The following is a 25,594-nucleotide window of genomic DNA, read 5'->3' on the forward strand; positions in this document are numbered from 1 at the left end:
TACCGGTGCGCAGACCCACGCCCTTCCTCGTCACTCTTCTGCTCGCCGCCGCCGTGGCCGGCTGCGGCGACGACTCGTCCGGTTCGGACGATCCCATCCACCTCGGCCAGATCGTGTCGCTGACCGGGAACTACTCGCCGCTGGGCAGCGAGAACCAGAAGTCGGTCGCGCTGGCGGTCGAACAGCTCAACAGCGCCGGCGGCATCGGCGGGCGGCGCGTCGAACTGACCGTCCGCGACGACAAGAGCCTGCCCGACCAGGCCGTACTCGCCTTCAACGACCTCAAGAAGGACTCCGACGCGATCATCGGCTCGCCGTTCTCCAACTCCGCGCTGGCGACCCTGCCGCTGGTCGACCGCGAGCAGATCCCGTACGTCTCGCTGACGCCCGCCGACGAGCAGGTGCGGCCGGTCCACCCGTACGTGTTCGTGGTCCCCGCGACGTCGGGCACGTACGCCGAGGCCACCCTCCGGTACCTGCAGGCGACGAAGGTCAGCCGGCTCGCCGTCGCGTACGACACCCGGAGCAGCTACGCCGTGGCCGGCTACAAGGGACTCCAGGCCGCCGCCGCGCGGTACGGCGTGACTCTGGAACCCGTCGAGGAGTTCCAGACCACCGCCACCGAGTTCGGCGCGGTCTTCACCCACGTCCGGTCCTCGGCCGCGCAGGCGCTCATGGTGTGGGCCACCGGCGCCCCCGCGGTCGCGCTCACCAAGCAGTACGCGGCCGCCGGCCTGAAGATCCCGCTCATCCTCACCGGCGCCCAGGCGAGCAAGCTGTTCCTGGACCCGGCCGGTCCCGCCGCCGAGGGCGCCACCGTGGCGAGCTCCATCGGCGTGGTCGGCGACGCCCTGCCGGCCGGCGCGCAGAAGACCGCGGTCGAGGAGCTGGCCACGGCGTTCCGCACCAAGTACGGCTACCCGCCGCCGCAGTTCGCCCAGGACGGCTACAGCGGGGTGAAGCTGCTGGCCGCCGCGATCGCCAAGGCGGGCGGGACCGACCGGGCGAAGGTCCGCGACGCCCTGGAGGGCCTCACGCTCACCACGCCGAACGGCACCTACCGCTACTCGGCCACCGACCACAGCGGACTGACCGCCGACTACATCGCCCTGACCACCGTACGGTCCGGGGCGTTCGTGCCCACCGACTACACCAAGGCGAAGTTCGCCACGCTCGGCGGCCGGTGATGGCAGCCGGAGCCGCCCTGGCGGTCTCCGGGGCGAGCCGGGCGTTCGGCGGCGTGTACGCCGTCCGCGACGTCAGCCTGACCCTTGCGCCCGGCGAGCTGCGCGGGCTCATCGGCCCGAACGGCGCCGGCAAGTCGACCCTGTTCGCCCTCATCGGCGGCCAGCTGCGCGCGGACACCGGCACCGTACGGCTGGACGGCACGCGGATCGACCGGCTGCCCGCCGACCGCCGGGCCCGGCTCGGCGTCGGCGTGGTGTTCCAGGCGGCCCGCGTCTTCCCCGGCATGACCGTGCTGGAGAACGTGATGGTGGGCGCGCACGGCACGACCGGGGCCGGGTTCGTGGCGGCGGTGCTGCGGCTGCCCGCCCACCACCGCGAGGAACGGCTGATCCGCGACCGCGCCCGCGCGTGCCTGGCCCGGACCGGGCTGGCCGGCTGGGCGGACCGCCCGGCCGAGGCGCTGCCGCTGGGTCAGCAACGCGCCCTGCAACTGGCCCGGGCGCTGTGCGGGCAACCCCGGCTGCTGCTGCTCGACGAGCCCGCCTCCGGGTTGCGCGCGGCCGAGCGGGAGCGGCTGTCGGCGCTGCTGACCGAGCTGCGCGCCGAGGGGATCACCATGCTGCTCGTCGAGCACGACGTCGCGTTCGTGATGCGGGTTGCCGACCGCGTCACCGTGCTCGACCTGGGACGGGTCATCGCCGAGGGCTCCCCCGCCGACGTCCGCGCCGACCCGGTGGTGATCGACGCGTACCTGGGCGCCGGGAGCCCGGCGTGAGCGCGGTCGCCGAGACCCGCGGGCTCGTCGTGCGGTACGCCGGTGCCACCGCACTGGACGGTGTCGACCTGACGGTCGGCGAGCACGAGCTGGTCGCGCTGATCGGCGCCAACGGCGCGGGCAAGACGAGCCTCGTCCGCGCACTGTCCGGTCTGGTCCGGCCGGACGCCGGTCAGGTCCTCGTGCACGGGCGGCTGGCGCAGGTGCCCGAGGGCCGCGAGATGTTCGCCGGGCTCAGCGTCGACGACAACCTGCGCCTCGGCGGCTGGCGGAACGGCCGTGCGGGACGGGCCACCGGGCCGGTCTACGAGCTCATGCCGGAGCTGACCGCGGTGCGGCACCGCGCGGCCGGCACGCTCTCCGGCGGTCAGCAGCAGATGGTGGCGATCGGGCGCGCGCTGATGGCGCGGCCGGACGTGCTCGTCGTCGACGAACTCAGCCTCGGCCTGGCCCCGAAGGTCGTCGACATGCTCGTCGGCCACCTGCGGCGGTTGCACGCCGAGCGCGGGCTGGCGGTACTGCTGATCGAGCAGAACGCCCGCCTCGCCCTCGAGCTGTGCGACCGCGGGTACGTGCTGGAGGCCGGCCGGATCGTGCTGCACGGCGACGCCGACCGGCTCGCCCGCGATCCCCGCGTGGCCGCCGCCTACCTGGGCGGGCACGTCGCGGCGGAGGAGCCGCGATGAGCGATCTGCTGGGATATCTGCTCACCGGGCTCGGCATCGGCGCCGGTTTCGCGCTCGTCGGCAGCGGCATGGTGGTCATCCACCGGGTGACCCGGGTGGTCAACCTGGCCCAGGGCGCGTTCGCGGTCCTGGCGGCGATGCTCACCTCCGCGCTGCTGGCGACCGGGCTGCCGCACGGACTCGCCGAGGGTGCCGGCGTGCTCGTGGCGGCGGGCGCCGGCGTGCTGACCGGGATCGTGGCGATCGGCCGGCCCGGCACGGAACCCGGGGCGGCGCTGATCATCACGCTCGGCCTCGGCGTGCTCGCGTACGCCGTGGAGGTGACCGTGTGGGGTGACCAGCCGCGGTCGTACGCCGGGCTGCCGGGGGCGGTCACGCTGGGCGGCGCCCGGATCCAGGCGCACTACCTGCTCGTCATCGCCGTCACGCTGCCGGTGTTCGCCGCGCTGATGGCGTTCTTCCGCGGCACCGACCCGGGCAAGGCGCTGACCGCGTGCGCGGAGAACCCGTACGCGGCCCGGGTGGTCGGCATCGACGTCCGCCGGATGGGCCTGCTCGCGTTCGGGCTGGGCGGCGCCCTGGGCGGCCTCGCCGGAGTGCTGCTCACCCCGGTGCAGCAGGTGACCTTCGACAGCGACGTGACCCTGATCGTCAACGGCTTCGCCGCCGCGGTGCTCGGCGGGCTGACCCGCCCGGGGGTCGCCCTCGCCGGTGGGCTGCTGCTGGGCGTGGCGCAGACGCTGATCGCCGGGTACGGCGGCGGCGCGCACCAGCTCGAGATCGCGCTGCTGGTGATGCTCGCCGTGATGGTCGCGCAGGCCGTCCGCGCCGGTTCGGTCCGGGAGGTGGCCCGATGAGAACCCGTACGGTGCTCGCCGCCGCCGCGGTCACGCTGGCGCTGCCCCTGTTGCTGCCGGAACGGCACCTGCCCGTGTACGTCCTGCTGCTGCTGGCCGCCACGGTCACGGCCGGGGTGTCGCTGCTGATGGGGTACGCCGGTCAGGTGTCGCTGGGCCAGGCGGCGTTCTACGCGATCGGGGCGTACGCAGCCGGGCTGTCGGCCGTGCACGGCGTACCGACGCTGATCGGGCTGCTCGTCGCGCCCGTCGTCGCGGCGCTCGCCGCCGTGGTGGTCGGTGCTCCCCTGCTGCGCCTGCGCGGGCACCACCTGGCATTCGCCACGCTCGCCGTGCACCTGATCCTGCTGTCGCTGCTCGGGCAGGGCACCTGGGCCGGCGGCGCGATCGGCCTGCAGGGCATCCCGCCGCTGTCCCTGGCGGGCACGCCGCTGCGCGACGACGTCGGGTACGCGTACGTGGCCTGGGCTGTGCTCGCCGTGGTGCTGCTGATCAGCCACAACGTCGTCGACTCGCGGGCGGGCCGGGGCCTGCGCGCGGCGGCCGGCAGCGAGATCGCGGCGGCCGCCGGCGGCGTACCCGTGGGCGGTTACCGGCTCGTGGTCTTCGCGCTCTCCGCGGCGTTCGCGGGCCTGGCCGGCGGCGTGTACGCCTTCTACCTCGGCTACCTCGGGCCCGGCTCGTTCCCGCTGCTGCTGTCCATCGAGGTCGTCGTGATGGCCGTGGTCGGCGGGCTCGGCACGATCACCGGGCCGGTCGTCGGCGCCGCCGTCATCACGCTGCTGGTGCAGGCGCTCAACGAGCTCGGCACCCGGCCGGGCATGCCGAGCTACGCCCCGGCCGCGCTGTCCTACGCGGTCTACGCGCTGCTGCTCATCGCCGTGGTCCGCTACCTGCCCCGCGGCATCGTCCCCGCGGTGGCCGTGCTCCGGAAGGGAACGTCATGAGACTGGACGGCAAGGTGGCGATCGTGACGGGCAGCGGACGGGGGCTCGGCCTCGCGTACGCCAAAGCGCTCGCCGCGGCCGGCGCGGCGGTCGTGGTCAACGACCTCGACGCCGAGGCGGTGGACAACGCGGTGGCGCAGATCGCGGGTGCGGGCGGCCGGGCCACGGGGGTGGCCGCCCGCGTCGGCGACAGCGCGACGGCCCGGGCGCTCGCCGACGCCGCGATCGACGGGTTCGGCCGGCTCGACGTGATGGTCACCAACGCCGGCGTGCTGCGGGACCGGGTGCTGTGGAAGATGACCGACGACGACTTCGACACGGTCGTCCGGGTGCACCTGCGCGGGACGTTCACCTGCGCCCGCGAGGCCGCGGTCCGCATGCGCGAGCAGGGCGGGGGCGGCCGGCTCATCCTGATCTCGTCGCCGGCGGGCCAGCGCGGGAACTTCGGCCAGACCAACTACGCCGCCGCCAAGGCCGGGATCGCCGCCATGGCCCGCACGTGGGCGCTCGAGCTGGCCCGCAGCGGCATCACGGTGAACGCGGTCGTGCCGGTCGCCGCCACCGAGATGACCCGGACGATCCCGGCCTTCGCGCCGGTGATCGAGGAGTCCGAGCGGACCGGCCGGCCGCTGCCCGGGTGGCTGCGCCACGACGAGGGACTGGGCACCCCGGAGGACGCGGCCGGCCTGGTGGTGTTCCTTGCCTCGGACGCCGCGAAGGACGTCACCGGCCAGGCGATCGGCATCGGCGGCGACCGGCTCGCGCTGTGGGGGCATCCGTACGAGAAATCCGTGGCGTTCCGGGACGGCGGGTGGAGCGCCGACGCGATCGCCGAGGCGTGGCACGGCGGGATCGGCGCCGAGCCCGAGGCGTACGGCATCCCCGCGCCAAAGGCCCCGGAGGCGTAGATGGACGTCGGGTCGCTGACCGCGATCGACGTGCACACGCACGCCGAGATCAGCCGGGACGGGCACCCCTCGCTCGACCCGGAGCTGATGGGCGCCTCCGCGGCGTACTTCGGGGTGGGCGCGGGCCGGCAGCCGACGATCGACGAGACCGCGCGGTACTACCGGGAGCGCCGGATGGCCGCCGTGGTCTTCACCGTCGACGCGGAGCACACCACCGGGCATCCCCGCATCGGCAACGAGGAGGTCGCCGCGAGCTGCGCGGAGCACCCGGACGTGCTCATCCCGTTCGCCAGCGTCGACCCGCACAAGGGGCGTGCGGGGGTGCGCGAGGCACGCCGGCTGGTCGCCGAGCACGGTGTCCGCGGCTTCAAGTTCCATCCGAGCCTGCAGGGCTTCGCGCCGGACGACCGGATGGCGTACCCGCTGTACGAGGCGATCGAGGAGCTCGGCGTGCCCGCGCTGTTCCACACGGGACAGACCGGCATCGGGGCGGGCGTCCGCGGCGGGGGCGGGATCCGGCTGCGGTACTCGAACCCGATGCTCGTGGACGACGTGGCCGTCGACTTCCCGGACCTGCGGATCATCCTGGCCCACCCGTCGTTCCCGTGGCAGGACGAGGCGCTGGCGGTGGCCACCCACAAGCCGCACGTGTACATCGACCTGTCCGGCTGGTCGCCGAAGTACTTCCCGCCGCAGCTGGTGCGTTACGCCAACTCGCTGCTGCGGGACAAGGTGCTGTTCGGCTCGGACTACCCGGTCATCACCCCGGACCGCTGGCTGGCCGACTTCGAGCGGCTCGACATCAAGCCGGAGGTCCGGCCGAAGATCCTCAAGGAGAACGCCGCCCGCCTGCTGGGCCTGGACGAGGAGGACGCATCGTGATCACCGTCGACGGGCTGCCCGCGCTCACCGAGCTGGCCGGCCGGGACCTGGGCCACAGCGACTGGCTCGAGATCACCCAGGACCGGGTGGACCGGTTCGCCGACGCCACCGGCGACCACCAGTGGATCCATGTCGATCCCGAGCGGGCCTCGTCGGGCCCGTTCGGCGGCACGATCGCGCACGGGTACCTCACGCTGTCGCTGGTCATCCCGCTGTTCACCGCGCTGCTCGAGGTGCGCGGCGTGGGTATGAGCATCAACTACGGCCTCGAGAAGGTCCGGTTCCCGAACCCCGTCCGGGTGGGCTCGAAGGTACGGCTCGCCGCCACCGTGGCCGAGGTGACCAGCGTCTCGGGCGGCGGCGTGCAGATGGTGCTCGACTTCACCGTGGAGATCGAGGGCCAGGCCAAGCCGGCCTGCGTCGCCCGGGCCGTCTACCGCCATTACGCATGACGCCCACCGTCCCGGCCCGCAACACCGGTCTCGGTTCCTGGCCGGCCCGGCGCGCGGCCATGTCGCCCGGCAGCAACGCCCTGGTCTTCCGCGGCGACGCCGTCACGTACGCCCAGTTGTTCGATCGGGTCACCCGGCTCGCCGCGCGGCTGCGGTCCGGCGGCGTGCAGCGCGGCGACCGGGTCGCGTACCTCGGGCCGAACCATCCCGCCTTCGTCGAGACGATGTTCGCCACGCACCTGCTCGGCGCGATCTTCGTGCCGCTGAACTTCCGGCTGGCCGCGCCGGAGGTCGACTACATGCTCCGGCACAGCGGGACGGTCGCGCTCGTCCACGCCCCCACCAGCGCATTCTCCGTGCGGCCCGGCACGGTCGTCGAGGTCGGCGACGCGTACGAGGAATGGCTCGCCGCCGCCGGTGAGCCCGAGCCGCTCGACGTGGCGGTCGGCATGGACGACCCGGCCTTCATCCTCTACACCTCGGGCACCACCGGCCGGCCGAAGGGCGCCGTGCTGACCCACGCGAACGTCTTCTGGAACTGCTCCAACCTGCTCGTCGGGGTGGATGTCGCGAGCGACGAGATGACGCTGATCGGGGCGCCGCTGTTCCACGTCGCCGCGCTCAACCAGTGCCTGCTGCCGACGTTCCTCAAGGGCGGGTGCAGCGTGCTCATGCCGTCCTGGGACGTCGACGAGGCGCTCGAGCTGATCCCCCGCTACGGCATCACGTGGATGTTCGGCGTGGCGGCGATGTTCGCGGGGCTGGCCCAGTCGCCACGCTGGCCCGGCGCGGACCTGTCGTCGCTGCGCAGCGTGATGTCCGGGGGCGCCGCCGTGCCCGAGTCGCTGATCCTGGCGTACCAGGAACGCGGGCTGACGTTCTGCCAGGGGTACGGGATGACGGAGACCGCGCCGGGCGCCACCTTCCTCGAGGCGCGGGAGAGCCGTACGCACGTCGGCTCGGCGGGGTTGCCGGTCTTCTTCGCCGTTGTGCGCTGCGTACGGCCGGACCTGACCGACGCGCCGGCTGGGGAAACGGGCGAGGTGCTGGTCCGCGGCCCGAACGTGACGCCCGGCTACTGGAACGACGCCGAGGCCACCCGGGACGCGTTCACGGCCGACGGCTGGTTCCGCTCCGGTGACCTCGCCCGGGTCGACACGGCCGGTCACCTGTACGTCGTCGACCGCCTCAAGGACATGTACATCTCCGGCGGCGAGAACGTGTACCCGGCCGAGGTGGAGTCGGTGATCTTCGAGCATCCCGCCGTCGCGGAGGCCGCGGTGGTCGGGGTGAGCGACCCGGTGTGGGGCGAGGTAGGCCGGGCCTTCGTCGTGCCGATGCCCGGCGCGACGCTGGACGGCGACGAGCTGCGGGGCTTCCTGGTGCCCCGGCTGGCGAAGTACAAGATCCCCGTCCACGTCGACGTCGTCCCGGCTCTCCCGCGGACCGGATCGGGGAAGGTACGCAAAGACGAGTTGCGGCGCCTACCGGGAGAGCATGAAGCCGGTCACGGCCGGGGCGAAGGCGGAACCTAGCGGCGGTACGTGGGTGCCGTCGTGGATCGTCCAGGCCTGCACCACCGACCCGGCGGCGCAGCTGTAGGTACGTACCGACGTCTCGGCACCCGGGAGGGCCGGCGCCAGGTCGAGCTTCGGCGCGTCCCGGCCGGCCCCGCAGCGGTCGTACCCCACCCAGCGGGCGACCGTCGTGGCCGCCGACGGGTATGCGTTGCCGTCGATGTCGCCGCCGGTGAACGCGATGGTCTCGTCGGTGCTGCTGTTGATCGCGAGCACGCTCACCGGCCGCGACGGCCGGCACCGGCTCGCGTCGTCCCAGGTCGCGCCGTTCAGGGAGACGATCGCGGCGACCTGGTCGGCGTGGTCGCAGGCCATCCGGAACGCCATGAAGCCGCCGTTCGAGTGGCCGATCAGCGACACCCGGGCCCGGTCGATCCGGTACGCGCCCTCGAGCGTGGAGATCAGCTCGCTGAGGTACCGCGAGTCGTCGGGTCTCGGCTCGGAGAAGGAGCAGCAGGCGTCGGTGGCGTTCCAGAACTGTTCGCCGCGGTCGTCGGTCGAGCCGTCCGGGTACGCGTACACGAACCCCCGCCGGTCCGACTCGGGGGTCAGCTGCAGGTACATCTCCAGCTCAGCCGCGTCGGACGTGTACCCGTGCAGCCCGACCACCAGGGGCGCGGGCCGGGCCGGGTCGTAGGAGGCCGGGACGTGCACGGTGACCTGCCGGCCGCCGATCTGCACCGTGCCGGTGCCGCTCGCGGGCAGCGCCGGCGGTGAGCTCGACGACGGGCGGGGATCATCCGCGGAACCGCAGGCCAGCGTCACCATGACGGCCGCCACGGCGGTCACGGCCCGGGCAGCCTGCCAACGGTGTCGAGCCATCGCCCCTCCCCGGGTGGGATGCGGGCCAGAATACCGGTGGATTCCTTGCCCCGGGTTTGAGAACCACCAGAGGTTGCCTTGAGGTAGGGCTCCGATCTCCAGGGCATGAACGCGATCCTGGAGCTCACCCCCGCCGCCCCGGCCCTGCACGACGTGGCCCGCCTGTGGGGCCGTGCCGCCGACGGCGTCGAGCTCTCGGTGGTCGTGCCGTTCTACAACCCGGGTGCGGCGCTGCGGCGTACGGTCGAGCGCCTGGTCGCGGTCCTGCGCGACGCCGAGGTCGGCTTCGAGGTGATCGCGGTCTCGGACGGCTCGACCGACGGCTCGGCGCAGACCCTCGGCGGCCTGCCCGGCGTCCGCGTCATCGACAACCCGGTGAACCAGGGCAAGGGCGCCGCGCTGCACCAGGGCTTCGCCACCGCCCGCGGCGCGTGGATCGGCTTCATCGACGCCGACGGCGACATCGACCCCCGCCACCTGGTCGAGTACCTGATGGTGGCCCGCACCGGCGGCCACGCCCTGGTGTACGCCGACAAGCGCCACACCGCCTCGGCGAGCGCGGCCACCGGCTTCCGCAAGCTCGTGTCGGTGTCCTACTCCACGTTCGTCTCCCGGCTGTTCGGCCTCGACGTGCGCGACACCCAGACCGGCTGCAAGATCGTTCGGCGCGACGTGCTGGCCGCGGTGCTGCCCCGGCTGCGCGAGCGCCGCTTCGCCTTCGACCTGGAGCTGTTCGTCGCCGCGGACGCCGCCGGCATCGACGACCTCAAGGCCGTGCCGGTGCGCCTCGAGGAGCGCGTCGCCGGTTCCACCGTCACCAGCTCGACGATCGTCCGCACGATCCGCGACACGTTCGTCATCTACCGCCGCCGCCGCGACGACCACTACCGGCCCGCCGCGCCCGTCGCCGCGCCGGTCGTGGCCGTGGCTCCGCGTACGCCGGTCCTGGCCTACGCCGCCTGAGCCGGGTCAGTAGTCGTACGACCTGGTCCGTTGCCTCCGGTACCGCCGGCGGGGATCGCGCATCAGGTACCGCACGGTGAAGGCGGTCACGGCCACGCTCGCGAGGGCGACCAGGACGATGGTGAGCATCGGCGCGCCGGCCACCGAGGGCGTGGTGGAGTTCGACGCCGGTCGCAGCTGAGCCGCGTTCGCCGTTCCCCCGGCGGCCGCGGGCGGCGGGGCGGTGGGCAGCCCGGCGAAGTCGACGATGCCACTGCTCTCGAGCAGGGTCATGTGGGTCATGACGAACTGGTTCGTCCGCTGGGCGAGCTTGCGGACGGTGTCGTTGCGGGTGCTCGCCCGGATCGTGGCGATGGCCGGGAAGATCTTCCCGTGGGCCGCCCGGAGCCGGTCGATGTACACCTGGTCGAAGTCGGTCCCGTCGGCGTCGCGCATCTCGGCCAGCCAGCCCTGCTGGTCCTCGTTGGGCTCGTCGGGCAGCGGCACGTCGAGCTTCTTCGCCGCGTCCCGGACGAGCTGGTCCAGCTTGACGTGCTGGGCGGCGATGTCGCTGCCGATGGACCGGATCCGCGGGTCGTCCGACTTCTGCTGCGCCATCCGGCCGGCGGGGATCTCCCACAGCCCGGCCAGCCGCACCTTGGTCACGAAGTCGCGGTCCGCGTCGGAGACGTCACCCCGGCCCCGGTCGGTGAGCAGGCCGTTCGGCGGCACCGGCACGCCCGGTTCGGCGTGTGCCCCCTGCGGGTCGAGCAGGACAAGAACCAGGGCGACCAGCGCCGCACCCGGCAGCCGGTGGCGCCACCAGGACATCCGAACGACGGCGAGCACGTCTTCCTCCAGCCAGGGTCCCCGGGCGGGTCCCGCTGTGCAGAGGTACGCAGCGGGACGCGCGCGGGATCAAAACAGCGGCTGAGTATTTCGTGATTGCCACGTCGCCCTCAGCTCCGCGTCCGAGGCCATAGGGGCAGCATCGCGGGCGTCCGGACCGCGCTCGGCCTGCTGACGGCGATCCCGAGGGCAAGATGATCTCCGAGGAGAGGGGCGGGGCGTGGGGACGACGGGACTGGGTGACCGGCTGGCGGCGGCGCGGGCCGAGGCGCTGTTGGGCAGGGAGGCGGAGCGGGCCGTGCTGGACCGGATGCTGTCCGGGGCGGCAGGCGCGCCGGTCGTCGCGTACCTGCACGGCCCCGGCGGGATCGGCAAGTCCTGGCTCCTCCGGTACGCGGCCGGCCGGGCGCAGCTCGCCGGGCGGCGCGTGGTGGCCGTCGACGCCCGTTACCTCGACGGGGACCCGGACCGCCTGGCCGAGGCCGCCGCCCCGGCCTGCGACGAGCCCGGCGCGGTGCTCCTCGTCGACACCTTCGAGCGCTGCCGGTCGCTCGAGCCGTGGCTTCGGGACACCTTCCTGCCCCGGCTCGCGGAGGGGGCGCTCGTCGTGCTGGCCGGCCGGGCCGCGCCCGACCTCGAGTGGACCCTGGATCCCGGCTGGGTGAAGCTCTTCGCCGGCCTGGAGCTCCGGCCGCTCGACGCCGCGCAGTCCGACGCCCTGCTCGCGGCGCGCGGGGTGGGCGCGGACCAGCGCCCGGCCGTGGCGGCCTTCGCCGGGGGCAGCCCGCTCGTGCTCTCGCTCGCCGCGTCCGTCCTCGCCGCGGGCGGCCCCTGGGAACCCACCGGCGACGTCCTGACCACACTTGTCGAACGGCTGGTCGGCGACCTGCCCGGCCCGGTTCACCGGCGCGCGCTCGAGGTGGCCGCTCAGGCGTACGTCACCCGCGAGCCGCTGCTGCGGGCGGTGCTGGGCGACGACGACACCGCGACGGTGTTCCCCTGGCTGCGGCAGTTGCCGTACGTCGAGGCCACGCCGGAAGGGCTGCACCCGCACGACGCGGTGCGCTCGACGCTGGCGGCGGATCTGCGCTGGCGGGATCCCGAACGCTACGAGGACGTCCGCGTACGCGTGTCGGTCGCCGGCCTGCACGCCGTGCGCCGCGCCGCCGAGGAGGACGCGCTGGTACGGGTCGCCGAGTGGATGTACCTCTTCCGCGACGACTGCGGCCCGGACGACCCGTACGACTGGCGGCCGCACCCGCACGTCGAGGACACGCCGCTGCGGCCCGCCGACGTGCCCGAGCTGCTGCGCATGACGGAGGAGTCGTCGGCGGTGGCGCACTGGGTACGCCGTCAGCCGGAGGCGTTCCGTGTCTACCGCTTCGCGGACTCCCCCGCACCCGTCGCGTTCGTGGCCCTGCTGCGGCTGGAGGCGGTGCTTCCGGAGGACCGCGACGCGGATCCGGTCATCGCGGCGCTCTGGGACTTCGTGACGGCCACGGCTCCCCTGCGGCCGGGTGAGCACCTGAGCATCCGGCGCTTCGCGGTGCTGTCCGGACGGGCCGGGCAGCCCGCACCGATCATGGATCTCATCGGGCGGCGCGCGGTGGCGGCCGACATGCGGGCCCGGTCACGCGCGATGAGCTTCGTCTCCGTGGCCGACGCGGAGCGGTTCCGTGGGTACCTCGGCTGCGCCGGGCTGCAGGAGGTCGTGGTGGCCGATGCCGGTGGATGCCGGGAGCACATCTTCGGCCGGGACTGGCGGCGGCAACCGGTGGAGCAGTGGGTCGAACACCGGGCGCGCGCCGGGGCCGTACCCGCCGGATGGGCCGAAGCGGCCGTGCCGCCCGCCGACTTCGAGGAGGCCGTGGTCCAGGCTCTGCGGACGTGGCACTCCCCCGCGGAGTTCGCCACCAGTGCCCTGCTGCGCTCACGCCTCGTCGCGCCGGATTCGAGCGACCCGGTGGCTCAGCTCCGGGGCGCCGTCCTGGCCGCTCTCGACGCGCTGCGGGTCGATCCGGCGGGCGTGAAGGCGTACGAGGCGCTCACCGCCACGTACATCTCGGCGTCCCGGACGCACCGGGCCGCCGCGCGGCGGCTGGGAGTTCCGTACGGCACGTACCGGCGGCAGCTCTCCCTCGGGAAAGCGCGGCTCGTCGAGCTTCTGCTCCGCCGGGTGGACTGACAGCTGGGCAGTTCTGAGCAGCGGTGAGCACCGCCGGTCGTGGCGTACCGGTGGCCGTACGGCGCAGGGTGGACGGACGCTGCCCGGCACCGGCCGCGGAGACGGCGGTCACACGACCGAACTCTTGCTTCGAATTCGAAGCATAAGTATGGTCGGGAAGTGCTTCGAGTTCGAAGCAACTGGGAAAGGGTGAGTGCGATGAAGGCAGTGCGTTTCCACGAGTTCGGCGGCCCGGAGGTTCTGCGCCACGAGGACGCCGAGCAGCCCGCCCCCGGCGCCGGACAGGTGCGGGTACGGGTGGCCGGGACGTCGTTCAACGGCGTCGACGCGAACATCCGCGGCGGCAACATGCAGGGACCCATCCCCGTCAAGCTGCCCCACACACCGGGCATCGACGTGGCCGGCACGGTCGACGCGCTCGGCGAGGGCGTCGAAACCCTCGCGGTCGGCGACCGGGTCATCGGTTTCCTGCCCATGGCGGAGGCCGGCGCGGCGGCCGAGTACGTGATCGCGCCCGCCGAGATCCTCACCGCGGCGCCCACCACCGTCCCGCTCGCCGACGCCGCCGCGCTGCCGGCCGTCGGCCTCACCGCCTGGCAGGCGCTGTTCGAGCACGCCAAGCTGACCGCCGGGCAACGCGTACTGATCAACGGAGCCGGCGGCGCGGTCGGCGGCTACGCCGTCCAGCTGGCCAAGGGCGCCGGCGCCCACGTCCTCGCCACGGCGAGCCCGCACAGCAGCGCACGCGTCCGGGCCGCCGGCGCGGACCAGATCATCGACCACACCGCCGCCGACGTCACCGCCGAGGTCACCGAGCCGGTCGACGTGGTGCTCAACCTCGCGCCGGTCGCCCCCGAGCAGCTCGGCGCGCTCCTCACGGTCATCCGCGACGGCGGCACCCTGGTGAACACGACGGTGTGGATGCCCGCACCCTCGGACGAGCGGCGCGGCGTCACCGGGATCGACCTGTACGTCCGCAGCGACGCCGACCAGCTCGCGCAGCTGGCCGGGCAGGTCGACGCCGGCCGCCTGCACATCGAGGTCGCCGAGCGGGTCCCGCTGGCCGAGCTGCCCGCCCTGCACGCCCGGGCCGCCGAGGGCACCCTGCCGAGCGGCAAGGTCGTCGTCACCGTCACCGGCTGAGCGCGGTGTCCTTCGGGAACGGGCGACCTGCCGTGGGGCGGGCCGCTCGCTCCCCGCCGCCGCGTGGCTCGGTGAAGACCACGACGCGCAGGTCGCCCGGCTCCACGATCAAGACGTCCTTGTCGAGCTCGACGTCGCCGGCGCCGGGGCGGCGGACGGTCATGGTGTCCACCCAGCCCGGCGGCACGCCGGGATCCGTGGCCCACAGTCGCGCGAAGGCCGGGCTGGCCGCGGCCAGGTCCGTGACGAGCGCCCGGAGCTCCCGGTCCTGCCCGTAGCGCCGGACGGCGGTGTGCAGGCCCGCGACGAGTGACGACCGCAGATTCTCCAGCGCGCCGGGAGAGCGGTGCACGGCGCCGGGTACGCCGGTGAACACCCGCCAGGCCATGTTGCGGTCGCGTCCCCGCGCGGTCCGGGCCCCGCAGTCCTGCGCCTGCCAGGCCGCGTTGCCGGTCAGCACCGTCCAGGAGGCGTCACACACGCAGGCCGGGAACTCGGTCATCCGGTCGAGCAGGCGGACGGCGGCCGGGGTGAGCTCCCGCGGCATCGCCGCCGTGCCCGGTTCGGCGAACCCGGCCGACGCCCTCAGCCGGGAATGGTCCTTCGCGTTCAGGGCCAGGGCCCGGGCCAGGGCATCGGTCACGGCCGGTGACGGCCGGCGGCGGCCCTGTTCCAGGCGCCGGAGGTGATCCTCGGAGATGCCGGCCAGCTCCGCGAGCTCCGCGCGCCGCAGGCCCGGCACGCGCCGCGTCGCCGGCCCGGCCGCCGTGACGCCCGCGGCCGCCGGGCTCAGCCGCGCCCGGAAGGTACGGACGACGGCGCCGAAGTCATCATCGTGTCGCACCCGGCCAGGCTAGGAAGCACGGTCAATCGCCGACGGGCTCGATGAACCAGCGATTGCCGGCGATCAGGTCGGCGGCCACCCGGAGGACGATGACGCCACGGTCGTGGAACGGCGTGCCGTCCCGGGAGGTGCCGCTGAAGTCCCACTCGGACCAGAACTCGTCGCCGTCACCGGCGGACGCCAGGATCTCGGCCCGGACGTCCGGCCGTTCCTCGAACATCACGGTCCAGTTGCGCCGGACGTGGTCGCGGCCCTGCACGGTACGGCCGGGGTGCGCCGGCGCCACCGAGCGGAAGTCCTCGGCGAAGCAGGCGGTCAGCGCGTCGAGGTCGTGGGCGTTGATCGCCGCGACCAGCCGTTCAACCACAGGAGGTGTCATGGTCCGCACGCTAACGACGGTCGTGCGGCGCCGACAGGGCCGGGATGTCCCCCTCAGCGGCGCCCGATGCCGCCGACGTGGAGGGCGTGGCCCAGGTCGTTGACGCGGGCGTCGCGGCCGAAGCGGGTGTCCAGCGGCGCCAGGCCGTACTGCTGCTCGATGGTGCGCAGGATCGACGTCGTGTCGTACGGCGTGTGGTCGACGCCGGAGGAGCGCAGCGACCGGGAGATCAGCAGGGCCGGGATGCGGGTGCCGGGACCGTACTCGTCGGACGGTCCGGGCGTGGCGTGCCGGCCCTGACCGGGCGGGACGACGTGGTCCCACTGGCCGCCGAACTCGTCGTAGGTGACCACGATCAGCGTACGGGCGGCCTGCGGCCCGGCCATGACGGCGTTGATCAGGTCCACGAGGTGCCGCTCGCCGTTGTCCGTGCTCGCGTAGCCCGGGTGCTCGTTCTCCGCACCGTACGGCTTGACGAAGCTGACCGCCGGCAGGCTGCCCCCGCGCGCGGCCGTGAAGAACGCCGTCTCGTCCTGGAGGTGGTCACGGGGGTGCTCGCCGGTGCGCGGGTCGACGTAGCCGGGCGCGTACCGGGCGAAGTAGTTGAACGGCTGGTGGTGGTACTGGAACAGCGGGCCGGGGTGCCCGGCGGCCGCGTCGTTCCAGCCGCCGGCGTACCAGGCCCAGCTGACGTTGCGCTCGCTCAGCTCGTCGCCGATCGTCCGTCGGTAGTCCGGCGCGGCCGGGTCCACGTTGTTGACCAGCGGCAGCGTGTTGGCGCCGCCCGCGCTGGGCTGGCTGGCCGGCTGCACGGTGTTGACCGCGTAGTCGCCGCAGGCGAAGCCGGCGCGGCCCGGGCAGGCCTGGGTGAGCGGGCCGTCGTTCAGCGCCGGGTTGCTGCTGTGCAGCGGGTACGCCCGGACGCCGGTGTCCGCGGCGGCCGGGTTGGGGTTCGGGAAGCCCTCGGCGTCGACGACCGAGTGGGCGGTGGCGGGCGCGCCCCGCCACGGCGGCGCCTGCGCGGCCACCAGGAACTGGTGGTTGAGGAACGACCCGCCGAACGCGGCCTGGAAGAACCGGTCCGCCACGACGTAGTGCGGCGCACCGGCGGCGTGCAGGTACTGGTAGATGGGCAGCTGGCGGGTGTCGTAGTAGCCCTGCGTCAGGCCGGTCGCGTCGCTGCCGGTGCTGTAGCGGTCCATCCGGCCACCGTCGAGCTGGTACTGCTCCTGGTAGAACCGGTGCACCAGGTCACGCGTGCAACCGCCGGGGGTGCCGCCCGGGCAGGTCAGGCTCTCCGGCGTGATGTAGTCGTTGATGGAGAACGGCCGGTTGGCGAAGTGACTGGCGTACGAGAACCCGTTGCTCGCCGTGTCGGTGCCACAGGTGGCGGGCAGCGGCGGCGACGCGAGGCTCGGGTCGTTCTGGTAGAGGCACCGGTACGGGGTGCCGTCCTGCCGGACCTGCGCGCTGCGGCGGGCGTACCCGGGCGCGCCCCGGCCGTCGACCCACTGGGCGCCGACCCGGCCCCAGCCCGCGTACAGGTTGTCGAAGCTGTGGTTCTCCTGGTAGATCACCACGAGGTTGGTGAAGGGGCCGAGCGGGCCGCGGCGATGGTGGGCCTGAGCGGGACCGACGGCCCCCGTGAGCATGAGGACCATCGCACCGAGCACCGCGCCGACCCGTCTCATGTCCGCTCCCGTCGTCGTCGACTCACCGAAACTTATCGTGGCTGCGGGGGCGGTCGGCGTTGTCGCTCGTGGCACCAACCGCCGATTGCCGCGAGCCGGGCGGCGCGGCCGGACGGGCCCGGCGGTCGAGCAGGGTGACGCCGGCGGTCACCAGGATCATCGCCGAGCCGATCACCAGCAGGGCCCGGGCGCCGAGACCCGCGCCGGCGCCCGCGAGGGCCGTACCGGCCGACGCGGCGCCCACCTTGAGCGCTGCCATCGACACGAAGACCTGCGCCCGGGCCTGCGGCGGCGAGTAGCGGGCCCGGGACGCCAGGGTGGCGGTGAAGAACGGCGCGTTGAGGATCCCCACCAGCGCGAATCCGGCGAAGGCCAGCGGATAACCGGGCGCCGCCGCGCACAGCGCGAACCCGAGACCCACCACCGCAGCCGTACGGGTGACCAGCTTCTCGGGCTCCCCCAGCAGGGGCCGAGCGCTCACCGCGAGCGAGCCGAGCAGGTTGCCGAGGCCGAACGCCGCCGCCAGCAGCCCGGCCGTACCGGCGTCCACGTGCAGGTCGGGCCCGTAGGCGACGGCGATGACGGCGACCGCCCCACCCGGGACGGCGGCGACGACGGTCGTGTACATGACCCGGCGCAGCGGCCCGGTGGTCACGATCAGCCGCAGCGCCTGCCGTACGGAAAGAACCTCGTCCGGGGGCACGGTGTCGCCGCCCGCGGGCAGCGTCCGGATGAGAACGCCGCCGAGCACCGCCGCCGCGGCGAGGACCAGCATCGAAGTCCGCGCGCCGGCGACCGCCGCGAGGGCGGCCACCATGGCCGGACCAGCCGTGCCGCCCAGGCCGTAGCTGAGCGAGTCCAGTCCCTGCGCGCGACGCTGAGCGCGTTCCCCGTCGGGCGCCAGCGCGGCCAACCGGCTGCTCAGCCCGCCGGTCAGGAGCGGGCCGCACGCACCCGCCACGGCGGCGAGCACGGCGACCAGGGCGATCGGCGCCCGGCCCAGGCCGACGGACGCCGCCGCGATCAGGACGCCGTACGCCACGCACACCACGGCGATCAGCTGCCGGCCGTCACGCGCCCGGTCCAGCCGCCGCGCGAGCACGGGCCCGAGCAGGTGCGGCGCGGTCAGGCAGGTCACGAGCAGAGCACCGGCCAGCGACGGCCGCGGCACGTCCGGCGTGGTGGCGGCGAGCAGCACGAATCCGACCGCCGCCCCGGCATCCGCACCGCGCGCCAGGGTGGCGCCGGCCACGTACCGCACCAGAGCCGTCCGCACGCCTCCCGTGCTACCCACCTGTGGACCTTTTCAGACGGCGCGGTAGCGGGCGAACGTCGTGCGGCAGCGCAGGCGGAAGCCGATCGCCTGGTAGAGCCGGATCGCCCCGGCGTTACCGGCCGAGGTGTGCAGGAACGGCGTCTCGCCACGGGCGCGGATGCCGGCGGCCACCGCCCGGACCAGCCGGGTCGCCAGGCCGCGGCCGCGGAACGCCGGGTCCGTGCAGACCGCGCTGATCTCCGTCCAGCCGGGCGGGTGCAGCCGCTCCCCCGCCATCGCGATCAGCCGGCCCTCGTGCCGTACGCCGAGGTAGGTGCCGAGCTCGACGGTGCGCGGCAGGAACGGGCCGGGCTGGGTCCGCGCGATCAGGTCCAGCATCTCGGGGACGTCGGCGTGGCCGAGCCGGACGGCCGCCGGGTCGGGCTCGGCGCGCAGCGACTCGTCCACGAACTGCACGCCGGCTATCTCGCCCGCCACTTCCCAGCCGGGGCAGGCAGCTGGCACCGGACCGGCCACGGCCACCTCGGCGCCGGGGCCGGTGAGCTCGGCCAGGTCGGCCCATGCCGCAGGGTCGTGGGGGTCGGCGAGCGCGTGGAACGGCGCCACGGACGACGGGTAGCGGGCGGCCCGGCCGTACCGTTCGGCGAAGTGGGCGTGCGGCCCGGCCAGGGACTCCCACGCGGCATTGTCCAGGACGGACAGCCGGGCGTCGACGGCCGTCATCGAGCGGCACCGGCCGCGGCCCGGGCCCGGCGCGGCGGCACGGCGAGGCCGAGGTGGTCGCGCAGCGTCGGGCCGGTGTACTCGGTGCGGAACACGCCGCGCTCCTGCAGCAGCGGGACCACCGCGTCGGCGAACTCGTCGAGGCCGTCCGGCGTCACGTGCGGCACCAGGATGAAGCCGTCCGCGGCGTCCCGCTGCACGAGGTCGTTCAGCGTGGCCGCGACGGTCGCCGCCGAGCCGATGAAGGTCTGCCGCCCGGTCACCTCGATGATGAGCTCGCGGATGGAGAGCTTGCCGGCGGCCGCGCGCTCGCGCCACTCGCGGGCGACGGCGATCGGATCGCGGTGCATCCGTACGCTGGCCCGCCCCCGCGCGATGTGGTTCTCCGACACGTCGGGGTCGATCTCCGGCAGCGGCCCGTCGGGGTCGTACGCGCTCAGGTCGCGGTTCCACAGTTGTTCGAGGAACTTGATCGCGGTCTGCCCGCTGACCTGCTGCCGCCGGATGAGGTGCGCCTTCTCCCGCGCGTCGTCGTCGGTGTCGCCGAGCACGAAGGTTGCGGCGGGCAGCACGAGCAGGTCGTCGCGGTCGCGGCCGTACGCGGCGAGCCGGCGCTTCACGTCGGCGAAGAATGCCTGCCCCTCCGCGAGCGTGCCGTGCCGGCTGAAGATCGCGTCCGCGGTGGCGGCGGCGAACTCCCGGCCCGCGTCGGAGTCCCCGGCCTGGAGGATGACCGGCCGGCCCTGCGGGCTGCGGGGGACGTTGAAGCGGCCGTGGATGTCGAAGTGGTCGTCGCGGTGGGCGAACTCGCCGGCCCGGCCGTCGGCGACGAACACGCCCCGTTCCTGGTCGGCCACCACGGCGTCCGCCGGCCAGGAGTCGAACAGTTCTCTGGCGGTGTCGAGGAACTGGGTGGCCCGGGCGTACCGGTCGGACTCGGCGAGGAAGCCTCCGCGCCGGAAGTTCTCCCCGGTGAAGGCGTCCCAGGAGGTGACGACGTTCCAGGCGGCGCGCCCGCCGGAGAGGTGGTCGAGGCTCGCGAACTGCCGGGCCACCTCGTACGGCTCGTTGAACGTGGAGTTGATCGTCCCCGCGAGTCCGAGGTGGTCGGTGACCGCGGCGAGTGCGGCCAGGACGGTGAACGTGTCGGGGCGGCCGACCACGTCCAGGTCGTAGATCTTCCCGCCCTGCTCGCGCAGCCGCAGCCCCTCGGCGAGGAAGAAGAAGTCGAACTTGGCGCGCTCGGCGGTGCGGGCGAGGCGCGCGAACGAGGCGAACTCGATGTGGCTGCCGGAGCGCGGATCGCTCCAGACGGTGGTGTTGTTGACGCCCGGGAAGTGCGCGGCGAGGTGGATCTGCTTAGGCAACGCGGGCTCCTTCGGCGTAGCGGTTGGCGGGCCGGGGCAGGCCGAGCAGCCCGCGCAGCGTGGACGCCTCGTACTCGTGCCGGAAAACGCCGCGGGCCTGCAGTTCCGGGACCAACCCGCGGGTGATGGCCCGCAGGTCCTCCGGGATGCGGGCGGGGCGCAGCCGGAAGCCGGTCAGCCCGGCCGACTGCCAGTCCAGCAGCAGGTCGGCGAGCTGGGCCGGGGTGCCTGTGAAGACCGCCGCGTCCGAGGTGAAGGCCGCGCCGTCGAGGTCGTCGAGGCGCTGCCGGGCTTCGCGGGCGGCGGCCGGGGTGTGGTCGAGGAAGACCACCAGGTCACCGAAGATGTGCGGGACGGGCACCTCGCCGACGATGCGCCGGGCGTCGTCGGCGTCAAACGGCGTCACATAGACCAGGTCCGCTGAGGCGGCGGCGAACCGGTACGGGGTCTCCGCATGCGCGAGCGCGGTGACGACCGGCTGCCCCTGCGGCGGGCGCGGGGTGATCGACGGCCCCTTGACGCTGAACCAGCGGCTCGCGAAGTCGATGTAGTGCAGCTTGTCGCGGTCGATGAAGCGGCCGGTGGCGGCGTCGCGGATCTCGGCATCGTCCTCCCAGCTGTCCCAGAGCCGGCGTACCACCTCGACGAAGTCGGCCGCCTCGTCGAACAGGTCCTCGACACCGGTGATCTCCCGCCGGCCGAAGTGGGCGGCCTCGGCGGGGCGCCAGGAGACCTGGGCCCGCCAGCCGGCCCGGCCGGTGCTGACGTAGTCGAGGGTGGCGATCGCCTTGGAGATGTGGAACGGCTCGGTGTGCGTGACCGTCGCCGTCGGGACCAGCCCGATGCCGCGGGTGGCCGGGGCGACCCGCGCGGCCACCAGCACCGCGTCGAGCCGGCCGCGGACCTGGTCGGTCCGCTCATCCGGACCGTCCGGCCGGCTGGACTGGGGGCCGAGCCCGTCCTCGATGGTGACGAAGTCGAGCTTTCCTGCCTCGGCCTCGCGGACCTGGTCGATCCAGTAGCGGGCGGTGAACAGCTCGGCCGGGCGGGCGGCCGGCTCGCGCCACGCCGCCGGGTGCCAGCCGGCGCCCTCGAGGGCGACTGCCAGGTGCAGGGTCATGGTCACTTCCCCTCGATCGGCAGGCCGGGCGGGTTGACCTCCGCCTTCGGTACGGACTCCGAGCCGAGGTTCCACCGCTCGAGGATGCGGGCGTAGTCGCCGGAGCGGATGAGCTCGTCCACCGCGGCGGCGTACGCGTTCACCAGCCCGTTGCCCTTCTTCGTGGTCAGCGCGATCTTGCCCTGCAGGGTCGACCCGGCCCCGGAGTAGGTGCCGATGATCTCGGTCTGGCCCGCGACGGCGACGTGGTACGCGGCGGTCGGGTTCGGTGCGAGGTACGCGTCGATCTGCCCGGAGCCCAGCGCGAGGTACGTCGCCTGGTTTGTCTGGTAGTACTTGACGTCCACCGCGGGCAGCCCGGCGGCGACCGCCTCCTTGCTCCACTCCAGCAGGATCTTCTCCTGGTTGGTACCCGAGCCCACGGCGACCTTCTTCCCGGCGACGTCCTTGGGACCGGTGACCTTCCATCCGGCGCCCTTCTTCGCCTCGAACGCCAGCTCGTCCTTGCGGTACGTGGCGAAGTCGTACTTCTGCTTGCGCTCCTCGGTGACCGTGATGTTGGAGGCGCCGAGGTCGTACTTGCCGCTGTCCAGCCCGATGAACAGGTTCTCCCACGAGGTGTTCTGCAGGTCCGGCTGCAGGCCGAGGACGCCCGCGACGGCCACGGCCACGTCAGGCTCGCTGCCGATCAAAGTCTTGTTGTCGGTCGCGGTGAAGGCCAGCGGCGGGAAACCGGAACCGGCCGCCCCCACGCCGATGACGAGCTTGCCGCGGCTGCGGACGGCGGCGGGCACCTGCGCGGCGATCGCGTCCACCTTGGCCGGCACGATCCGCTTCTGGTCCGCGGTGTCGTTGATCGTCACCGTCCCGGCCTGCACGGCCGCGGCCGCGGGTCTCGGCGCCTCGTCCGGGGCCGAGCAGGCGGTCAGCCCGGCGACGAGCCCGAGGGCGATCAACAGGTTTCTGCGACGCATGGATGCTCCTTGCTCAGGCCAGGACCTTGGACAGGAAGGCCCGGGTACGGTCGTGCCGGGGGTGGTCGAGGACCTCGGCAGGCGGTCCCTGCTCGATGACGCGGCCCTCGTCGAGGAAGACGACGGTGTCGGCGAGCTCGCGGGCGAAGCCGATTTCGTGCGTGACGACGATCATGGTGGTGCCGGCCCTGGCCAGGTCCCGCATGACGTCGAGCACCTCGCCCACCAGCTCGGGGTCGAGCGCCGAGGTGGGCTCGTCGAAGAGGATCAGCTTGGGGTCGAGGGCGAGCGCCCGCGCGATGGCCACCCGCTGCTGCTGGCCGCCGGAGAGCTGCCGCGGGTAGGCGTCCACCTTGTCGGCGAGCCCCACGCGTGCGAGCAGCTCCCGGGCACGTCGGTGGGCTTCGGCGCGGGGGCGGCGGAGCGCGGAGATGGGCGCCTCGGCGATGTTCTCCACCGCGGTCAGGTGCGGGAAGAGGTTGAAGCTCTGGAACACGAACCCGATGCCCGTACGCTGCCGGAGCACCTGACGCTCGCCGAGCTCGTAGAGGTGGTTGCTGGCCCGGCGGCGGCCGATCAGCTCGCCGTCGACGCGTACACGTCCGCGCTCGGGCTTCTCCAGGTGGTTGATGCAGCGCAGCAGGGTCGACTTGCCGGAGCCGGACGGGCCGAGGACGACCGTGACGCTGCCGGCCGCCATGGTGAGGTCGATGTCGCGCAGGACCGCCAGCGGGCCGAACGACTTGTGCAGGCCGCGGATCTCCACCATCGGGGTCGTCACCGGGCGTACCCGCGGGAGAAGCGGCGCTCGGTGTAGTGCTGCAGGACCGACAGGACGGCGGTGAGCACGACGTACCAGACCGTGGCCACGAGCAGCAGGGGCACGACCCGCCCGTTGCGGCCGTAGATGACCTGCACCTGGTAGAACAGCTCGCCGATCGCCAGGACGTACACGACGGAGGTGCTCTTGAGGAGGTTGACCAGCTCGTTCGCGGCGTTCGGCAGGATCGCCCGCATGGCCTGCGGCAGCAGGATGCGCCGGAACTGGCGCAGCCGCGGGATGCCCAGCGCGGCGGCCGCCTCGCGCTGCCGCTGGTCGACCGAGAGGATCCCGGCCCGCACGATCTCCGCCGCGTACGCCGACTCGTGCAGCGCCAGCCCGAGCAGCGCCGCCCCGAACGCGCTCACCAACTGGGAGGTGCCGACCGAGAAGAAGCCGGGCCCGAACGGCACGCCGACCTGCAGCCGGTCGTACAGGTAGCCGAGGTTGGCCCAGAACAGCAGCTGGACGATCAGCGGGACCGACCGGAACACCCAGATGTACGCCCAGCTGACCGCCCGCAGCACCGGGTTGCCGGAGAGCCGCATCGGCGCCAGCACGATCCCGCCGAGGAAGCCGAGCACCGCGCCGGCGAAGGTGAGCTCGAGCGTGACGAGCAGCGCCTCCATCACGGACTTCTCGAAGAAGTACCCGGCGAAGGTGCCCCATTCCCAGCCCGGGTTGGTGGCCAGGCCGTGCAGGAACTGGGCGAGCAGGACGAGCACCGCGGCGACGGCGATCCAGCGCCAGGGGTGGCGCGCCGGCACCACGACGAGCTCGTCCGGCAACGGTGGGGCGGTCGGTGGGTGGGCGCTCGTGCGCCGGGCCGAGGACAGGAGACTCACGGGGGTCCCTCCGGGCGGTGCTGCGGGGTGATGCCGACGACGCTAGGCCCGTGGTCGCAATGCCCTCAAGTCCTATCGCCTATGTATGTTTAACGGCTTTGTGAACGGCGCAATGTCTTGCCCTATTCCTATTGCAGCTATAGGAATGAGAGGTGACCGTACCGTTGTCCGTCCTGGATCTTTCCCCGCTGATCGCCGGCGGCACCGCCGGTGACGCCCTGCGCCGCACGCTCGACCTCGCGCGGCGTGCCGAACAGTTCGGCTACCACCGCTACTGGGTCGCCGAACACCACCTGACGCCGGGAGTGGCGAGCTCTCAGCCGGCGGTGCTGCTCGGCCAGATCGCCGCGGTGACCGACCATATCCGGCTCGGATCGGGGGCGCTGCAAACGGGTTTCCTCACCCCGCTGGCGGCGGTCGAGCAGTTCGGCCTGCTGGACGCGCTCCACCCGGGCCGGTTCGACCTGGGGCTGGGCCGCTCGGCGCAACGCCGTACGACGGTGGCCTCGGCGGCCGAGCCGGACGAACCGCAGACCGAGGCGCGGGTCGTCGACGGGCTGCTGATCCCGAAGTCCTTTTCGTTCGCGCCGATCCTGCGGTCGGCGCGCTCGGCGCTCTTCGCGCGGTTGCTCAAACAGCCGAACGCCGAACCGGCCGACCTGGACGACGTCGTCGCGGACATCGAGATCCTGCTCGCCGGGCCGTACACCGACGGGCTGGGCAACGAGGCGCGGGCCGTCCCCGGCGAGGGCGCCGACCTGCAGCTGTGGGTCCTCGGCAGCAGCGGCGGCGAGAGCGCTCGGGTGGCCGGCGCGCGAGGGCTGCCGTTCGCGGCCAACTACCACGTCGCGCCGGCCAGGGTGCTGGAGGCGGTCGAGGCGTACCGGGCGGCGTTCCGGCCGTCGAAAGCCCTGGCGCAGCCGAAGGTGATGGTCTCCGCGGATGTGCTGGTGGCCGAGGACGACGAGACCGCCCGGCGGCTGGCCACCCCGTACGGCCTCTGGGTGCACAGCATCCGCACCGGCGAGGGGGCGATCCCGTACCCCAGCGTCGCCGACGCGCAGGCCCGGCCGCTGACCGCCGAGCAGCACAAGCTGGTCGCGGACCGGCTCGACACCCAGTTGGTGGGCACCCCGGAGACGGTCGCCGAACGGCTCGAGACCCTGCGCCGGGTCACCGGGGCCGACGAGCTGCTGGTCACCACGATGACGTACGACCACGCCGACCGGGTGCGCTCGTTCGAGCTCCTCGCGAAGCACTGGTACGGCTGAGGGCCGGGCGCCCCGGCCCCCCCGGGGGCCCGCCCCCGCCCCCGGGAGAACGCCGCCCCCCCCCCGCCCCC

General features: G+C 73.6%; 25 protein-coding genes. 13 read left to right on the forward strand and 12 right to left on the reverse strand.

Annotation, left to right across the window (positions count from 1 at the left end):
- The first annotated feature begins 5 nt into the window (after nucleotides 1–5).
- Genes IT780_RS35355 through IT780_RS35395 form a run of 9 tightly spaced genes read left to right on the forward strand, consistent with a single transcriptional unit; the run spans nucleotide 6 to nucleotide 8,230 of the window.
- Entirely contained in the window at nucleotides 6–1,187 is a 1,182-nt protein-coding gene (locus IT780_RS35355) for an ABC transporter substrate-binding protein (RefSeq protein ID WP_199516201.1), read from the forward strand.
- On the forward strand, nucleotides 1,187–1,963 hold the full coding sequence (locus tag IT780_RS35360) for an ABC transporter ATP-binding protein (RefSeq protein ID WP_199516294.1): 777 nt from the start codon (nucleotides 1,187–1,189) through the stop codon (nucleotides 1,961–1,963). The genes IT780_RS35355 and IT780_RS35360 overlap by 1 nt, the downstream gene beginning before the upstream one ends.
- Complete coding sequence (locus IT780_RS35365) at nucleotides 1,960–2,649, forward strand: ABC transporter ATP-binding protein (RefSeq protein ID WP_199516202.1); 690 nt, start codon at nucleotides 1,960–1,962, stop codon at nucleotides 2,647–2,649. The genes IT780_RS35360 and IT780_RS35365 overlap by 4 nt, the downstream gene beginning before the upstream one ends.
- Nucleotides 2,646–3,506, forward strand: coding sequence for a branched-chain amino acid ABC transporter permease (locus IT780_RS35370; RefSeq protein ID WP_199516203.1), 861 nt, complete (start codon nucleotides 2,646–2,648; stop codon nucleotides 3,504–3,506). The genes IT780_RS35365 and IT780_RS35370 overlap by 4 nt, the downstream gene beginning before the upstream one ends.
- A complete protein-coding gene (locus tag IT780_RS35375) occupies nucleotides 3,503–4,453 on the forward strand; it encodes a branched-chain amino acid ABC transporter permease (RefSeq protein WP_199516204.1) in 951 nt (316 codons plus the stop codon). Before IT780_RS35370 ends, IT780_RS35375 begins: the two co-directional genes overlap by 4 nt.
- Entirely contained in the window at nucleotides 4,450–5,361 is a 912-nt protein-coding gene (locus tag IT780_RS35380; protein ID WP_199516205.1) for an SDR family oxidoreductase, read from the forward strand. Before IT780_RS35375 ends, IT780_RS35380 begins: the two co-directional genes overlap by 4 nt.
- Entirely contained in the window at nucleotides 5,362–6,243 is an 882-nt protein-coding gene (locus tag IT780_RS35385; protein WP_199516206.1) for an amidohydrolase family protein, read from the forward strand.
- On the forward strand, nucleotides 6,240–6,695 hold the full coding sequence (locus IT780_RS35390) for a MaoC family dehydratase (RefSeq protein ID WP_199516207.1): 456 nt from the start codon (nucleotides 6,240–6,242) through the stop codon (nucleotides 6,693–6,695). The genes IT780_RS35385 and IT780_RS35390 overlap by 4 nt, the downstream gene beginning before the upstream one ends.
- Nucleotides 6,692–8,230: an acyl-CoA synthetase gene (locus IT780_RS35395; RefSeq protein WP_199516208.1), complete on the forward strand. Its 1,539-nt coding sequence runs from the start codon at nucleotides 6,692–6,694 to the stop codon at nucleotides 8,228–8,230. The genes IT780_RS35390 and IT780_RS35395 overlap by 4 nt, the downstream gene beginning before the upstream one ends.
- On the opposite strand, the gene IT780_RS35400 is transcribed toward IT780_RS35395, so the two are convergent.
- Complete coding sequence (locus IT780_RS35400) at nucleotides 8,180–9,094, reverse strand: CE1 family esterase (protein WP_199516209.1); 915 nt, start codon at nucleotides 9,092–9,094, stop codon at nucleotides 8,180–8,182. The genes IT780_RS35395 and IT780_RS35400 overlap by 51 nt on opposite strands.
- A 105-nt stretch (nucleotides 9,095–9,199) precedes the next feature.
- On the opposite strand from IT780_RS35400, the gene IT780_RS35405 reads away from it, so the two are divergent.
- Nucleotides 9,200–10,057 carry a glycosyltransferase family 2 protein gene (locus tag IT780_RS35405; RefSeq protein WP_199516210.1) on the forward strand — a complete coding sequence of 286 codons (858 nt, stop codon included), beginning with the start codon at nucleotides 9,200–9,202 and terminating at the stop codon, nucleotides 10,055–10,057.
- Nucleotides 10,058–10,063: 6 nt separating this feature from the next.
- Here the strand turns inward: IT780_RS35405 and IT780_RS35410 are convergent, their stop codons facing one another.
- On the reverse strand, nucleotides 10,064–10,885 hold the full coding sequence (locus IT780_RS35410; protein ID WP_307831539.1) for a DUF4142 domain-containing protein: 822 nt from the start codon (nucleotides 10,883–10,885) through the stop codon (nucleotides 10,064–10,066).
- A gap of 220 nt (nucleotides 10,886–11,105) precedes the next feature.
- Between IT780_RS35410 and IT780_RS35415 the strand changes: the two genes are divergently transcribed.
- Nucleotides 11,106–13,070 (forward strand): ATP-binding protein, encoded by a 1,965-nt coding sequence (locus IT780_RS35415; RefSeq protein WP_199516211.1) that lies wholly within the window; start codon nucleotides 11,106–11,108, stop codon nucleotides 13,068–13,070.
- 198 nt (nucleotides 13,071–13,268) lie between these two features.
- Nucleotides 13,269–14,213, forward strand: coding sequence for an NADP-dependent oxidoreductase (locus tag IT780_RS35420; protein ID WP_199516212.1), 945 nt, complete (start codon nucleotides 13,269–13,271; stop codon nucleotides 14,211–14,213).
- On the opposite strand, the gene IT780_RS35425 is transcribed toward IT780_RS35420, so the two are convergent.
- Genes IT780_RS35425 through IT780_RS35470 form a run of 10 tightly spaced genes read right to left on the reverse strand, consistent with a single transcriptional unit; the run spans nucleotide 14,203 to nucleotide 24,252 of the window.
- A complete protein-coding gene (locus IT780_RS35425; protein WP_199516213.1) occupies nucleotides 14,203–15,057 on the reverse strand; it encodes a helix-turn-helix domain-containing protein in 855 nt (284 codons plus the stop codon). The two genes, IT780_RS35420 and IT780_RS35425, sit on opposite strands and share 11 nt — an antisense overlap.
- Nucleotides 15,058–15,079: 22 nt before the next feature.
- Nucleotides 15,080–15,436: a nuclear transport factor 2 family protein gene (locus IT780_RS35430; RefSeq protein WP_199516214.1), complete on the reverse strand. Its 357-nt coding sequence runs from the start codon at nucleotides 15,434–15,436 to the stop codon at nucleotides 15,080–15,082.
- A gap of 53 nt (nucleotides 15,437–15,489) precedes the next feature.
- Entirely contained in the window at nucleotides 15,490–17,127 is a 1,638-nt protein-coding gene (gene acpA, locus IT780_RS35435) for an acid phosphatase (RefSeq protein ID WP_199516215.1), read from the reverse strand.
- Nucleotides 17,128–17,149: 22 nt separating this feature from the next.
- Nucleotides 17,150–18,421 carry an MFS transporter gene (locus IT780_RS35440; protein ID WP_199516216.1) on the reverse strand — a complete coding sequence of 424 codons (1,272 nt, stop codon included), beginning with the start codon at nucleotides 18,419–18,421 and terminating at the stop codon, nucleotides 17,150–17,152.
- Nucleotides 18,422–18,433: 12 nt separating this feature from the next.
- Entirely contained in the window at nucleotides 18,434–19,126 is a 693-nt protein-coding gene (locus IT780_RS35445) for a GNAT family N-acetyltransferase (protein WP_199516217.1), read from the reverse strand.
- Nucleotides 19,123–20,493: an NtaA/DmoA family FMN-dependent monooxygenase gene (locus tag IT780_RS35450; protein ID WP_199516218.1), complete on the reverse strand. Its 1,371-nt coding sequence runs from the start codon at nucleotides 20,491–20,493 to the stop codon at nucleotides 19,123–19,125. The genes IT780_RS35445 and IT780_RS35450 overlap by 4 nt, the downstream gene beginning before the upstream one ends.
- Nucleotides 20,486–21,613, reverse strand: coding sequence for an LLM class flavin-dependent oxidoreductase (locus IT780_RS35455; protein ID WP_199516219.1), 1,128 nt, complete (start codon nucleotides 21,611–21,613; stop codon nucleotides 20,486–20,488). Before IT780_RS35455 ends, IT780_RS35450 begins: the two co-directional genes overlap by 8 nt.
- A gap of 2 nt (nucleotides 21,614–21,615) precedes the next feature.
- Nucleotides 21,616–22,587, reverse strand: a complete 972-nt coding sequence (locus IT780_RS35460; protein ID WP_199516220.1) for an ABC transporter substrate-binding protein — start codon at nucleotides 22,585–22,587, stop codon at nucleotides 21,616–21,618.
- Between the two features lie 13 nt (nucleotides 22,588–22,600).
- On the reverse strand, nucleotides 22,601–23,356 hold the full coding sequence (locus IT780_RS35465) for an amino acid ABC transporter ATP-binding protein (RefSeq protein WP_199516296.1): 756 nt from the start codon (nucleotides 23,354–23,356) through the stop codon (nucleotides 22,601–22,603).
- Nucleotides 23,357–23,364: 8 nt separating this feature from the next.
- Nucleotides 23,365–24,252, reverse strand: coding sequence for an amino acid ABC transporter permease (locus tag IT780_RS35470; RefSeq protein ID WP_199516221.1), 888 nt, complete (start codon nucleotides 24,250–24,252; stop codon nucleotides 23,365–23,367).
- 152 nt (nucleotides 24,253–24,404) lie between these two features.
- On the opposite strand from IT780_RS35470, the gene IT780_RS35475 reads away from it, so the two are divergent.
- Nucleotides 24,405–25,523, forward strand: a complete 1,119-nt coding sequence (locus IT780_RS35475; RefSeq protein WP_199516222.1) for an LLM class flavin-dependent oxidoreductase — start codon at nucleotides 24,405–24,407, stop codon at nucleotides 25,521–25,523.
- Nucleotides 25,524–25,594 lie beyond the last annotated feature (71 nt).

The sequence above is a fragment of the Nucisporomicrobium flavum genome (genome assembly GCF_016464385.1).
Taxonomy (GTDB): Bacteria; Actinomycetota; Actinomycetes; order Mycobacteriales; family Micromonosporaceae; genus Actinoplanes; species Actinoplanes flavus_A.